Source organism: Uliginosibacterium sp. 31-12 (genome assembly GCF_030548425.1).
GTDB lineage: Bacteria > Pseudomonadota > Gammaproteobacteria > Burkholderiales > Rhodocyclaceae > Uliginosibacterium > Uliginosibacterium aquaticum.
Genome location: NZ_JAUOOA010000002.1, coordinates 335,565 through 347,800, shown reverse-complemented (window position 1 = coordinate 347,800; position 12,236 = coordinate 335,565). Strand labels below are relative to the sequence as shown.

12 protein-coding genes and 1 tRNA gene are annotated in these 12,236 nt (G+C 62.1%); all 13 read right to left on the bottom strand.

What is annotated here, in order from left to right; genetic code table 11:
- Nucleotides 1–27: 27 nt before the first annotated feature.
- Nucleotides 28–924: a type II secretion system minor pseudopilin GspK gene (gspK, locus tag Q3Y64_RS06810; protein ID WP_303560564.1), complete on the bottom strand. Its 897-nt coding sequence runs from the start codon at nt 922–924 to the stop codon at nt 28–30.
- Nucleotides 921–1,511 carry a type II secretion system minor pseudopilin GspJ gene (gene gspJ, locus Q3Y64_RS06805; protein WP_101941501.1) on the bottom strand — a complete coding sequence of 197 codons (591 nt, stop codon included), beginning with the start codon at nt 1,509–1,511 and terminating at the stop codon, nt 921–923. Before gspJ ends, gspK begins: the two co-directional genes overlap by 4 nt.
- A 3-nt stretch (nt 1,512–1,514) precedes the next feature.
- Complete coding sequence (gene gspI, locus Q3Y64_RS06800; protein WP_158239162.1) at nt 1,515–1,904, bottom strand: type II secretion system minor pseudopilin GspI; 390 nt, start codon at nt 1,902–1,904, stop codon at nt 1,515–1,517.
- Nucleotides 1,894–2,385, bottom strand: coding sequence for a GspH/FimT family pseudopilin (locus Q3Y64_RS06795; protein ID WP_101941499.1), 492 nt, complete (start codon nt 2,383–2,385; stop codon nt 1,894–1,896). Before Q3Y64_RS06795 ends, gspI begins: the two co-directional genes overlap by 11 nt.
- 14 nt (nt 2,386–2,399) lie before the next feature.
- Complete coding sequence (gene gspG, locus Q3Y64_RS06790) at nt 2,400–2,831, bottom strand: type II secretion system major pseudopilin GspG (RefSeq protein WP_101941498.1); 432 nt, start codon at nt 2,829–2,831, stop codon at nt 2,400–2,402.
- A 12-nt stretch (nt 2,832–2,843) separates the two neighbouring features.
- On the bottom strand, nt 2,844–4,037 hold the full coding sequence (gene gspF, locus Q3Y64_RS06785) for a type II secretion system inner membrane protein GspF (protein ID WP_303560563.1): 1,194 nt from the start codon (nt 4,035–4,037) through the stop codon (nt 2,844–2,846).
- Between the two features lie 3 nt (nt 4,038–4,040).
- On the bottom strand, nt 4,041–4,766 hold the full coding sequence (gspN, locus tag Q3Y64_RS06780) for a type II secretion system protein N (protein ID WP_303560562.1): 726 nt from the start codon (nt 4,764–4,766) through the stop codon (nt 4,041–4,043).
- A complete protein-coding gene (gene gspM, locus Q3Y64_RS06775; RefSeq protein WP_101941495.1) occupies nt 4,763–5,248 on the bottom strand; it encodes a type II secretion system protein GspM in 486 nt (161 codons plus the stop codon). Before gspM ends, gspN begins: the two co-directional genes overlap by 4 nt.
- Nucleotides 5,245–6,303 carry a type II secretion system protein GspL gene (gene gspL, locus Q3Y64_RS06770; RefSeq protein WP_303560561.1) on the bottom strand — a complete coding sequence of 353 codons (1,059 nt, stop codon included), beginning with the start codon at nt 6,301–6,303 and terminating at the stop codon, nt 5,245–5,247. Before gspL ends, gspM begins: the two co-directional genes overlap by 4 nt.
- 128 nt (nt 6,304–6,431) lie before the next feature.
- Nucleotides 6,432–8,072 carry a polysaccharide lyase family 1 protein gene (locus tag Q3Y64_RS06765; RefSeq protein ID WP_303560560.1) on the bottom strand — a complete coding sequence of 547 codons (1,641 nt, stop codon included), beginning with the start codon at nt 8,070–8,072 and terminating at the stop codon, nt 6,432–6,434.
- 207 nt (nt 8,073–8,279) lie between these two features.
- Nucleotides 8,280–8,358, bottom strand: a tRNA-Ile gene (locus tag Q3Y64_RS06760).
- A gap of 55 nt (nt 8,359–8,413) precedes the next feature.
- Nucleotides 8,414–10,381, bottom strand: coding sequence for an RNA polymerase sigma factor RpoD (gene rpoD, locus Q3Y64_RS06755; RefSeq protein WP_303560559.1), 1,968 nt, complete (start codon nt 10,379–10,381; stop codon nt 8,414–8,416).
- A gap of 54 nt (nt 10,382–10,435) precedes the next feature.
- Nucleotides 10,436–12,229, bottom strand: a complete 1,794-nt coding sequence (dnaG, locus tag Q3Y64_RS06750; protein ID WP_303560558.1) for a DNA primase — start codon at nt 12,227–12,229, stop codon at nt 10,436–10,438.
- Nucleotides 12,230–12,236 lie beyond the last annotated feature (7 nt).

Sequence of the window (12,236 nt, the reverse complement as noted above, 5' to 3'; positions counted from 1 at the left end):
AAGGATATGGGTTCGGTCACAAAGTCTTCAGGACTGGCTCAGACTGCTGCGTCGCATCCACAGCATGCTGGGCGTGTCCTTGCCGTTGCGCTGGACGAGGGCTTCAAAGCCCATGTGCATCTCGTTGAACCAGGCATCGATATAAATCATGAAATAGCGGCTCTGAACGTCCACGGCCTGGCGGTCGAGCTTGCTGCGCAGGCTCTCCGGCAGAGCCTTGGTGAAGTCTTCGATACTCAGGTAGGGGTTGCCAGTGCGGCGGGCGACGAGGCTGGAGGCGTCTCCCGAGCTCAGGCCTTCGATACTGGCCTGGAGCGCCTCGGCACTGGCGAAGTTCACATTTACCGGCGTTTTCTCCGGCAGGATCACCAGACGGGTTTTGAGCGTTTCGGCCTTGTCGGCCGAGAGCGCTGCGAGGCGCAGCAATTCGCTGAGTTCAGGGGTGCTGTTGGGTTCGCGTTTGCGCAGGGCGACGAACTGGGTCAGCAAGCTGGCCAGATCACGCGTGCTCACGCTGAGGGCGCTGGCGGCGCGCTGCAGCTTGGGGTCGTCTTCTTTCACCGCCGTATTGGCGGCGGGTAGCAGATTGCTGAGATTGAGCTTGCCCTGCATCTCGGCAATCCGCCCGCCAACCCGGCCTTCTTCCACGGCCACCGGCGGGATCGGGATGGTCCATGGCTCGAGCAGGTGGTCGACCTGATTGTTGCGTGCGTCGTCGCGTAGCGTCAGACGCGTCATGTTGATGGCGGCAATGGCGACACCCTGCGCCATGCTGAAATTGTTGCGATTCTCGATCTGGCGCATCCACAGTTGCTGGCGTGCGGTGAACAGCAAGGCCATTGCGGCGACGATGGCCACCACCAGCAGCGAGACGATCAGCGCGACACCGCGCTGGGCGGGTGGAGCAGGGCGGCCGGCGTTCATGGCAGGTAGTAGGTACGGGCAAACTCGCCGCGCCCTTCAAGGGTGAGGTGCAGGCGCAGGCCCCGTGGACGGGTCATGTCGGCGAGGTCTTCGGTCGGCCATTTCTTGTGGCTGGCATTGCTGCGATCGATGAACTCCAGCGAACAGGCGCTCACGCCTTCGAGCAGCAGATTAGGCTTCTGCTCGCTGGCCGCCGGCTGGGAGGCTGCCGCGGAATAGGCGAAGACGGGGAACTCCAGCTCCAGGCGACCCTTGGTGAGGCGATAGCGGGCATGGATTGGTTCCTGATCGGCGCCGAAGCGCAGCAGATCGAGCTGACAGGATTCGCCGGAGTCCGACATCTGGCCCTGCACCGGCGAGCGAACCCGCCCATCGGTGTCGGTCCAGCTGCGTGGCGCGATCTGGGTGAGATCCATGTTGAGGCGCTCGAACACCATTTCCAGCTCGCGCCAGCCGCGCATTTCAGCATCCAAGCGGGCTTTCGAGGTGGTCATCAGATCCAGCCCGCGCCAGGCGAGCAGGCTCACGATGGCGAATACGGCCAGCGCGACCATGACTTCGATAAGCGTAAAACCGCGGTTGCGCATGGCTCAGTTGCCTACCCGGGCGACGTAGCTGATCTGGCGGGCCATCACGTCCTCGGGCTTCGAAACCGAAAAAACCTTCACTTCCATGCGCCGGAAGCTCAGGTTCGGGGTGGGGCCGATCTCGCGGCGCCAGATGAATTCATGCCTGCCCTGGCTGGCCTTGCCCTCTTCGGCACCCATTTCGGGGAAGCTGCGGGTGGCGAAGACTTCATTCGTCACATTGCTGGCAACCCAGCCGGCCAGCGTGCGTTGCTGCAGATCCCAGGCACGTTCAGCTCCGAAGCTGCTGGCCCGTATGGCGGCGGCCAGCGCAATGCTGATGATGGCCAGGGCAATCACCACCTCAAGCAGGGTGAAGCCCCCGGTGGGGCGCAAGCTGATCTCAGGGCGCATCGTCGGGCACCGTTTCCACTGTGATGCGGCCGAGCGCATCGGCAATCACCTGCACCCGGGCCTGGCCGCCCTCGAGGGTCAGGCTGAAGGGTTCGGAGAGGCCGTCTGCAGCAAACACCAGGCGCTCGCCGAGCGGACTTTCGCGTCCATTGACCCGCTGCTTCAGGATGTGCACGTCACCGCGCAGGGCTTGCGGGCGCAGATCGCTGGTGGCCGGCATGGCCATCCACTGCTTGCGCCCGCTGTCGCCGAGCCAGAACTGATAGCCTGCGCCATCACTCGAAAAAGCCACTGGGCGGGCGCTGTAGACGGCTTCATCGCGTGCCGCTTCAAGGCGAATACTCAGCTCTTCAGCCTGGCCGCGAGTGATGCGCTCGCCCGAATCATCCAGACGCACCACAGCAATGCCCAACACGATGAGCACGAGGGCCATTACGGCCAGCAACTCGAGCAGGGTAAAGCCTGTGGCCGGGCGGCGCATGGTGCTGCGTGGAATCAGGGTGTGGCGTTGCTGATGTCGGCGTCGAAGCCTTCACCGCCTGATTGACCGTCGGCACCGTAGCTCATCACGTCGATATCACCCTTGAGGCCCGGGTTCAGGTACAGGTAGTCATTGCCCCAAGGATCCTTGGGCAGGCGCTCCAGATAGCCGCCGCTTTTCCAGTTGGTGGGTACCTGATCGCCACTGGGCTTGCTGACCAGCGCCTGGAGGCCCTGGCCCTGGGTGGGATAGCGGCCGTTGTCGAGCTTGTAGAGCTTCATCGCGGCCACGATGGAGTTGATGTCCTGCTTGGCGGCGACGACCTTGGCTTCGCTGGGTCGATCCATGATCTTCGGCACGATCAGGGCGCCGAGGATGGCGAGGATCGAAACCACCACGAGGATCTCGATCAGGGTGAAGCCGGTGTTGCGCTTGCGAGCTTGCATGTTGCCTGTCTCCTACTTGATCAGCTGATTCATTTCGAACACCGGCAAGAGGATTGCCAGCACGATGAACAATACGACTGCGCCCATCACCAGCACCACGGCAGGGCCCAGCAACTGGGAAAAGGTTTCGACCTTGCGTGACAGGCCGGAGGATTGCTCGGCTGCGGCGCGTTCGAGCATGGTGTCCAGACGCCCGGTAGCTTCGCCGCTGGCCACCAGATGCACCAGGATAGGCGGGAAAGATTTCGCAGCTTCGAGCGCGCGTGCCAGCGACATGCCTTCGCGTACCTGGCGGGCGGCTTGCTCGGCGGCACGCTTGAGCGGCAGGTTGCTCATCACGCCGCTGGCCGCAGCCATCGCGCTGAGCACTGGCACGCCGCTGCCGGCGAGGATCGCCAGGGTGCTGGCAAAGCGCACGGTTTCGGCACTGCGCTCCAGCTTGCCGAACCAGGGCAGGGTCAGTCGCCAGGCATGCACGCGCTGGCGGAAATCGTCTTTTTTCATGGCGCGCAGGAAGGCCACCACGGCCACGATCAGCAGCAACAGGATCCAGCCGCCCCAGCTGCCCAGAAAGTGACTGATGCCCAACAGCAGGCGGGTGGGCAGCGGCAGCACCTGCTTGGCACCCTGGAAGACCTGCACCATCTGAGGCACGACCCAGGTCAGCATGCCGACGATCACTGCGGTGGCCACGAAGATCACGATGGCTGGGTAGATGAAGGCCAGTGCGAGGCGCGACTTGAGCTCCTCGCGGCGCTCCAGATAGTCCGCCAGGCGCGCCAGCACGCCGGGCAGCTTGCCCGACTCCTCACCGGCACGCACCAGGGCACGGTAGAACGGCGGGAAAACTTTTTCATGCCGGGCCAGCGCAGCGGAGAGCGAAACACCCGAGGCGATATCGTGGCGGATCAAGCCCAGCAAGGTCTGTTCACGCTTGTTTTCGGATTGCTCGGCGAGCACGGCAAGGGCTTCGTCGATCGCCAGCCCGGCATCGAGCAGGCCGGCCAGCTGACGGGTCAGGGTCGCCAGGCTGGCCCCGCCCAGGCGCAAGCTGCGGCTGGCTTCACGGGCCTCTTGCAGATCGAGCACGGCCAGCCCCTGCTCGCGCAGAAGGCTGCGTGCATGACGAGCCGAGTCGGCCTCGATGCGGCCACGTTGGACAGTTTTCTGATCGGCTGCGAGAGCCTTGTAGCTGAAGGCTGCCATGGTTCAGCGCGGATAGCTCAGCAGATAGCTGTCGCCGTCGCGCGGCAGGGTGGCCAGCACGGGCGAGAGGCCGGGCAGGTCGGCTTCCGGCTTGAAGCGCAGGTTCAGCTTGGCCTTGTTCTTGGCCAGATCAAAACTGCCACCACCCTGCGCGTGCAGGGTGCCGCTCAAATGGCTCAGTTCGATGGCGCCGGCACCAGCAGCATTCGCCGTGACACGGAACTGGTAGCTGCCGAGCGACGTGACTTCACCTGCCATGGCTGAGCTGACGCGTTCGATGCGGCCGCTCACGTTGATCGGTTCGCCGCGCGTGAGGCGCTCGCTCTGTACGAACAGATCGCCGCGCAGGCGCACGCCGGCGAGTGTCGGATTGAACTGAGTCAGCGGCTCCAGTGGCAGGCTCAGCTCCAGGCCTTCGATCACGGGGCCACGAAAACCGAGCACGGCGCGCAGCTTGCCGGGGCGTCCGGCATGCTCGCTTTGTAGCGCCCAAGCCAGTTGCCCCTTGAACAGGGCGGCGGGCTGGAATTGCCAGGCCAGCTTTTGCTGGGCCACGATGCCCTTGTAACCGAGCGCGGTGGCGCGGCCCTGCCAGAGGCTCCCCTCCAGCCCGGCCAAGGCGATGTCCGTCGGTAAAAAACGCGCGGCGAGGCCGGCCGGGAAGCGGGCCACCAGCAAGAGCAGGCTCAGCGCCAGTGCCAGGAGAATCCAGGTTAGGGGCTTTTTCATCGGCGACGCTCCAGGATCACCGTGGCTTCAGCTTGCTCTCCGGATTCCAGGGTGCGGATCTGCAGGCTGGTGATACGGGCACCGGCGGTGAGGCGAATGGCATTCAGGCTGTTGATGATGGCCTGGCCTGCGCGTGCGTTCATCGTCATTTCCACGCGTTCTGCGCTCAGGCCGCGCAGCTCAGCCTGCACACCCTGCTCGGCGAGGATGCGGAACACTTCACTGCGCAGATCTTCACCGCGCTTGGTGGGAGCCACCGGCGCAGTGTTCTTGCCGGCGGCGATCTCGAAGCTGTTCAGGGCCAGCTCGGGCAGCCGGCGGCGCAGGGACTCGATGCGGCCCTGCACGCTGAAAAGACTCAGCAGGTACAGAGCGATCACCAGCACGATGCCGCCGATAATCAGGATCAGTTGTTCGCGCCGGTTGCGCGCGCGCCAGTAGCGCTCGGCTCCATTGCGCCAGAGGATCAGCTGGTCTTTCATGGCTGCCCCTTGTCGATCTTGATGATCAGTTGTTCCAGACCCTTGTCGGTGGTCTGGCTCTCGAAACTGATGCCCTTGCCTTGCAGGACTGGCTTGAGCTGGTTCGCGTCAGTCGTGGTGAGGGTGAGTTTGAGGCGACCCTCTTCTGATTCAATGCGGGCAGGCTTCAGGCTCAGTCCGCTCAGGGCCGCAAACCGGGCCAGCTGATCGAGAGCATCCCCTCCTTGCTGGCCGGGCTGGCCACGGCTCTGGCGCCACTGCAGGATCGGATCGATGATCGGCACCCCGGGATTGGCGGCAGCGAAGTTCTGGCGGATGGACTGGCGCAGGTTGGCCTCGCGGGCAGCGAGCTGGCGCCATTCCAGAGTCTGGGCCAGCAGGTAGATCAGCGCTGCCGCGATCAGCAGCCACAGCGCCGGCTTGAGCTGAGCCAGCGAAAAACTGGCCTGAGCGCGGCGCAAGCCTGGCAGGCCGACGAGCAGATTTACGCGATTGATGGGCGGGGCCGTCAGCAAGGTGTCGATGGCCTGGGAATCGGGGCACAGGGACAACAACACGTTCTGTGAAGGCAGTAGGCCGTACTCGCCGGGCGCGCGCTGGAAAATCCAGCCCGATGGGGTTTCGGCGTGCTGGCCGGGCGCGAGCAGGGCTTGTTCAGGGGTCAGCAGATCGGCCTGGCGCAGGCTGGCAAAATTCGCCAGCTGACGCTCCAGCCAGGCACGCTCACAGACCCACACGCACATCAGTTTGTCCTGACGTGCGCCGCTGACGATCACGCTGGCGGCCAGATCGCCGAGGGCGCGATCTTCAAGGGCCTGGCGAATCAGCGCCGCTTCATGCTTGCCGGTGAGCGCGGGCAACTCGATACGATGCGCCGCCACCCGGCTGGCGGGCAGGATCAATTCCAGGCGGTCTGACGGGGGCAGGTCCGCGAGCAAAGTGGTGCCACGCGCCTGAGCCTGGCCCGAGCCATTCAGGCCGAGCCAGTCGAGCGGGGCATCCGTCAGACCTTGTGGCGGGACGTGAACCCGCAACAGAGCAAATGAAGCAGTCATGCGTGCCGTGTGTTTGCCGGAAAGGCGGAAGTATAGGGGGATAAGCGCTGTGCTTTGCCTGCTTTTGCGGAAAATGACACAGCCTCGCAAGGCCGCGAGGCTGTGTCATTCAGCGTTTAACAGGTGACTTAGAGCTTGCCGGCGCCTGCGCCTGCCGGGATGGTTGTGGCCAGGTTGCTGGTGGCTTCCAGAGTGTAGGTGTAGAAGTCGGAAGGCTTGGCTGTGGGGGCGCCAGTAGTGGCGTTGATGGCATACCAAGGAGTGCTGCTGACTGTAACGTTGGTTGTGGTGACACCAGTGACGGCACCGCCGGCATCGAGTGCATTTTCATTGAGGATGTTGCCAACGTGCCAAGCATAGGCTGAACAGTATTCGGTGCTGGTGCTGGTCGTTGTCACGCAGGCCGCAGTCTTGCTACCGGACGATCCCTTGTACACATTTGCGCCGGTGGGGGTGCCATTACTCAGCTGAACGACGTTGTTCTCGACGTAAAGCTTTGCTCCTTGCGCTTGTGACCATGCCACTGACCATGGGTAGTTTGCCGAACTGCTCATGTCACCCGTGAAGTAATTGTTGAACAGATGAACTACGCCGTAACGCACCAGAGGCTGACGTTGCTTAAGGTTCTGGAAATAGTTGTGATGCAAAGTTACTTTCAGTACCGAAGGGTTTTCGGCTGTGGTGCTAGCCGTTTCGGTGCTGCCGATCAACATCGACTTGTCGTGATCATGGAAGTGGTTATATGAGGCAGTCACGTAGTTGGCCGCTTTGGTGATATCCAGCAGGCCGTCGTGGTGCTGAACCTTGAAGTCGCTGCCGGTCCAGCCTGAGTCGGTCCATACCGACGGGTAGTCGTGATCGATACGGCTGCCGTCCGAGAATGTGTTGTGGTCGATCCAGACGTTGGTCGCGTAGTTGACCGAAATGTTGTCATAGGCCGAATTCCAGCGCCCGGTGGTCGAATCGGTCGGATCCCATTGCGGGAAGAAGTCGAAGGCGTCTTCGAAACTGATGTTGCGGATCACAATGTTGGATACCACCGAGGTGCTGGAGCCGCCATCCAGTAAAAGCTGGCCGTGTACGATTTTGGCGTTCGAGCCTAGGCCGATGATTGAAGTATGGGACGGGATCGACAGGCGCACGACCTTCTTCTGGATATTGGCTGCGCACACGCGGGCGCTTTCCGGGGTGCCGCTGACCGTGGTCGAATTGCCCCACACGCTGGGCGTATAGGCTGCGTAATATGCTGCCCAAAGTGCTGCTGTGGTTGTATAGCCATAGCTTGCGCAAGTCGAGCTGGCTGCGTTGGCGTAGGTCAGGTAGTCGTCAGCGGTCAGCTCAGTGCCGGCCTTGTTGGTATTCAGGCTGATCTCGCCGGAAACGTAGATGATTTTTGCGCTGCTATCGAGGGTGCCGCTGGCGATGCTGCCGTCAGCGTTGATGGTGGCGCTGTTGCCATAGAGGGCCTGGATCAGCTGGGCGCGGGTGCTGACGGTGTAGGTCTTGGCCGTAGTGGCGCTGTTGCCGCCGGTGGTGCCGGTGCCGTAAGTGGCCCAGCCCGTTGCGCCGAGCGAGCCGACCAGGGTGGCTGTGGCGCTTGCATTGCTGCTTGTTGATGCGCTGGATGCAGCTGTGCTGGAGGAAGTGCTGCTTGTCGAACTCGTGGTTGTAGTGGATGAGCTGCCACCACCGCCTCCACCACCGCAGGCAACAAGGGCGGCTGCGGTGGCCAGCAAAAGGGCTATTCCGGGTTTTTTCTGAACAAGCATGCTGCAACTCCTTTGGTTCTACGTCTTTGGTTATATGCGTCGGTAACGGGAAGTACCTTCCCACCGAACTTGTCGCCAAATATAGTCAGAACCAGAGGAAATTTGTTGACCGGTAACATTGTTTGATGTTTTCGGGAACAAAACTGTTGCGGCGAGCGCACAAAAGCAGAAACCCCGGCATCGCTGGCGGGGTTTCTGTGAATGGAGTGGTGGGCCCCCCGAGAGTCGAACTCGGCACCAACGGATTATGAGTCCGCTGCTCTAACCAGGCATGAGCTAGAGGCCCGATGCGTACACGGCCACCCGTGGGCGGCCGTGCAGCAGTGAAACGGGTGTCCGGATCAGCCTTCGCCGTCGAGGAAGCTGCGCAGCTTCTCGGAGCGGCTCGGGTGACGCAGCTTGCGCAAGGCCTTGGCTTCGATCTGGCGGATGCGCTCGCGGGTGACGTCGAATTGCTTGCCGACTTCTTCCAGCGTGTGGTCCGTGTTCATCTCGATGCCGAAGCGCATGCGCAGCACCTTGGCTTCGCGCGGGGTGAGCGAGTCGAGGATTTCCTTGGTGGTGTCCTTCAGCGAGGAGTACAGCGCAGCCTCGGCCGGAGCCAAGGTGGCGGTGTCTTCGATGAAGTCGCCCAGGTGGGAGTCGTCGTCGTCACCGATCGGCGTTTCCATGGAGATCGGTTCCTTCGCGATCTTCATGATCTTGCGGATCTTGTCTTCCGGCATTTCCATCTTGATCGCCAGCGTGGCGGGATCCGGCTCGGCACCGGTTTCCTGCAGGATCTGACGCGAGATGCGGTTCATCTTGTTGATCGTTTCGATCATGTGCACCGGGATACGGATAGTGCGGGCCTGATCGGCGATCGAACGCGTGATGGCCTGACGGATCCACCAGGTAGCGTAGGTCGAGAACTTGTAGCCGCGGCGGTATTCGAACTTGTCCACCGCCTTCATCAGGCCGATGTTGCCTTCCTGAATCAGATCGAGGAATTGCAGACCGCGGTTGGTGTACTTCTTGGCGATGGAGATCACGAGGCGCAGGTTGGCTTCGGTCATCTCGCGCTTGGCGCGGCGCATCTTGGCCTCGCCGGTGCTCATCTGTTTGTTGATTTCCTTCAGGTCCTTGAGCGGGATCTGGATGTGATCCTGCAGATCGATCAGCTTCTGCTGCTCTTCCAGAATCGCCGGCTGCATGCGCATCAGCGTGGTGGCGTAGGGCGCACCGGAGCTGATCTCACTCTTGAGCCAGTCGAGATTGGTTTCGTTGCCCGGGAAGACCTTGATGAAGTGCTGGCGGCTCATGCCTGAACGCTCGACGCACAGGTCGAGGATCTTGCGTTCGTGCTTGCGCACGTTTTCCACCATGTGACGCACGCCGTCGCACAGATTTTCGATCTGGCGTGCGGTGAAGCGGATATTCATCAACTCCGCGCTGATCTGCTCGTGGAGCTTGATGACGGTCTTTTCGTGCGGACCCTTCTTGATCAGCACTGGCATCATCTTCTCGACGAGCCCGCGGATGGTCTCGAAGCGCACCAGTGCTTCGGTCTTGAGCTGCAGCAGGGAGGCGCTGGCGGCGGCGTTGCCGGCGTCTTCGTCGTCCTCGTCGTCGGCTTCTTCTTCAGCGAGTTCGTCTTCTTCGACTTCCTGAGCTTCGGCCGCGGCTTCAGTGGCGTTCGGATCAACCAGCCCATCGACCAGTTCGTCGATGCGCATTTCGTCCTTGGCGACCTTGTCGGCCATGCCGAGGATGTCGGCCATGGTCGAGGGGCAGGCCGAGATGGCGATCACCATGTGCTTGAGGCCTTCCTCAATGCGCTTGGCGATCTCGATTTCACCTTCACGGGTGAGCAGCTCGACGGTGCCCATTTCGCGCATGTACATGCGCACCGGGTCGGTAGTGCGGCCGAATTCGGAGTCGACCGAGGAGAGCGCCTGTTCGGCTTCTTCTTCGGCGGCTTCGTCAACGGAGGCCGGCGCCACGCCATCGGTCAGCAGCAGGTCTTCTGCGGCAGGGGCTTCGTCGAATACGCGAATGCCCATGTCGTTGAAGGTGGAGATGATCGACTCGATCTGCTCGGCGTCGACAAGGTCGTCCGGCAGGTGGTCGTTGATCTCGGCATAGGTCAGATAGCCGCGCTCTTTGCCTAAGGCAATGAGGTTTTTCAGGCGGGTGCGGCGGACTTCGGCGTCTACGGTGTTGTCAGAAGGCGCAATGTCGATCGGCAGGCTCTTGCTTTTTTCCTTGCCCCGGGCTGCTTTGGCTTTAGGGAGATCTTTGCTCGTAGGTGTTGCTTTTTCCTTGGCCATCAGGGTCCTCGGTGCAAGGCAGGTTAATTCTGAAGAACCGTAAATTCTAGGCGATCAGGAGGTCTTCTGTCCAGATCTAAGCTGCTGTTTTAGCGTGGGAAGCTCTGCGTAACGACGCATTTCGGCCGTTTCGAGAGTTTCTCCTTCGGCCAAACGCTGGCGCAGGCTGTTGAATTCATGATCGATCATGGCGATACGCAGGTTGGCGATGTGGCCGTCCAGTTCGGATTGCGCCGCTTTGCTGGAGTTGTGCGTGGCATCTTCGCGTGCAGGTGGAGTGTCCTCTTCCGGAGCGTTGAGCAGTTCACGCAAGAGTGCGCGTTGGGCGTCGTTCTGGCTGCTCTGGAAGAGGGCTGCAATGGTAGTCGGGCCGAAGTGGTCGTGATCGTGTGCGTCGCGGAAAAGCTGGATCAGGGCGCATTCGGCGCTGTCTCCGAGCAATTCGGGTAGATCGCCAGGCAGGCGGTCGAGCAGCTCGGGGGTTTGCGAGAGCAGGCGTAGCAGTTGGCGTTGGGGGCCTATTGGCGCACTGCGCCCGGCGCGTGGGCGTGCAGCGGCTTTGTTGCGTGGGGGTGGTTTGATGCCGAGGGCGTGGGAGACTTCCTCGCTGCTCATGCCGGCGTCGTCCGCTAGCAGGCGGATGGTTTGCAGTTGCAGAATGGGGGCTGAAATCTTCGGGATCAGCGCCTTGGCCTCGTGGACAAGCTTGGCGCGCTCTTCCGGGATTTCCAGGTTCAGGTCGCCGCGAAGTTCGCGTAGCAGGAATTCGGAGAGCGGCATCGCGTCATGCACGGCACGGTGGAAGGCTTCGAGGCCTTCGGCGCGGATGAAGCTGTCGGGGTCGTGTTCGGTGGGCAGGAACAGGAAGCGGACTTCTCGGTCGTCGGCGAGTTGGTCGAGGCTGTTCTCAAGCGCGCGGCGCGCAGCCTTGCGACCGGCTTTGTCGCCGTCGAAGCAGAACACGACCTTCTCGGACTGGCGAAACAGTTTCTGGATGTGGGTGGCTGTGGTGGCTGTGCCGAGGGTCGCGACGGCGGCGCCGAAGCCGTACTGCGCCAGCGCCACGACATCCATGTAGCCTTCGGTGACCACGACTACGCCGCTCTCGCGAATGGCCTGGCGTGCCTGAAAGAGGCCGTAGAGTTCGCGCCCTTTCTCGAATAGCGGAGTTTCAGGGGAGTTGAGGTATTTCGGCTCGCCCTGGCCGAGTACGCGACCGCCAAAACCGATGATGTTGCCGCGCTGATCGAGGATGGGGAACATCACCCGGTCACGGAAACGGTCGTAGCGGCGCCCGGCGTCGTTCTGGATTACCAGGCCGGCTTCGAGCAGGGCGGGGCTGTCGTAATCGCTGCCGAAAGCGGCGCGCAGACCGTTCCAGTCGTCCGGCGCATAGCCGATGCCGAAGGTCTTGGCGATTTCGCCGGTGAGGCCGCGTTGCTTGAGGTATTCGATGGCTTGCGGAGCGTGCCGCAGTTGTTCGCGAAAATAACGCGCCGCGCGGGTGGTGGCTTCGAGCAGGCTGCTGAGTTGGGCGCGATCCTGTTGCGGAGCATCCTCCTCGGGGACTTGCAGGCCACATTGCTGGGCTAGGTCCTTGATCGCATCGCGAAAGGACATGCCGCAGTATTCCATCAGGAAGCCGACTGCCGTGCCGTGGGCGCCGCAGCCGAAGCAGTGGTAGAACTGCTTGGTCGGGCTGACCGAGAAGGAGGGGCTCTTCTCGTTGTGGAAGGGACAGCAAGCCATGTAATTGGCGCCCCCCTTCTTGAGCGGCACGTAGCGCTCGATCAGGCCGACGATGTCGGTGCGGGCCAATACATCCTGAATGAAAGACTCGGGGATCACTCGCGGT

Excerpts from the sequence above, each read along its gene's own strand:
- gspF (WP_303560563.1), bottom strand. The coding sequence starts at position 4,037 with ATGGCAGCCTTCAGCTACAAGGCTCTCGCAGCCGATCAGAAAACTGTC.
- Q3Y64_RS06795 (WP_101941499.1), bottom strand. The coding sequence starts at position 2,385 with ATGCGCCGCCCGGCCACAGGCTTTACCCTGCTCGAGTTGCTGGCCGTA.
- gspG (WP_101941498.1), bottom strand. The coding sequence starts at position 2,831 with ATGCAAGCTCGCAAGCGCAACACCGGCTTCACCCTGATCGAGATCCTC.
- gspI (WP_158239162.1), bottom strand. The coding sequence starts at position 1,904 with ATGCGCCCTGAGATCAGCTTGCGCCCCACCGGGGGCTTCACCCTGCTT.
- gspL (WP_303560561.1), bottom strand. The coding sequence starts at position 6,303 with ATGACTGCTTCATTTGCTCTGTTGCGGGTTCACGTCCCGCCACAAGGT.
- gspJ (WP_101941501.1), bottom strand. The coding sequence starts at position 1,511 with ATGCGCAACCGCGGTTTTACGCTTATCGAAGTCATGGTCGCGCTGGCC.
- rpoD (WP_303560559.1), bottom strand. The coding sequence starts at position 10,381 with ATGGCCAAGGAAAAAGCAACACCTACGAGCAAAGATCTCCCTAAAGCC.
- Q3Y64_RS06765 (WP_303560560.1), bottom strand. The coding sequence starts at position 8,072 with ATGCTTGTTCAGAAAAAACCCGGAATAGCCCTTTTGCTGGCCACCGCA.
- gspK (WP_303560564.1), bottom strand. The coding sequence starts at position 924 with ATGAACGCCGGCCGCCCTGCTCCACCCGCCCAGCGCGGTGTCGCGCTG.
- gspN (WP_303560562.1), bottom strand. The coding sequence starts at position 4,766 with ATGAAAAAGCCCCTAACCTGGATTCTCCTGGCACTGGCGCTGAGCCTG.
- gspM (WP_101941495.1), bottom strand. The coding sequence starts at position 5,248 with ATGAAAGACCAGCTGATCCTCTGGCGCAATGGAGCCGAGCGCTACTGG.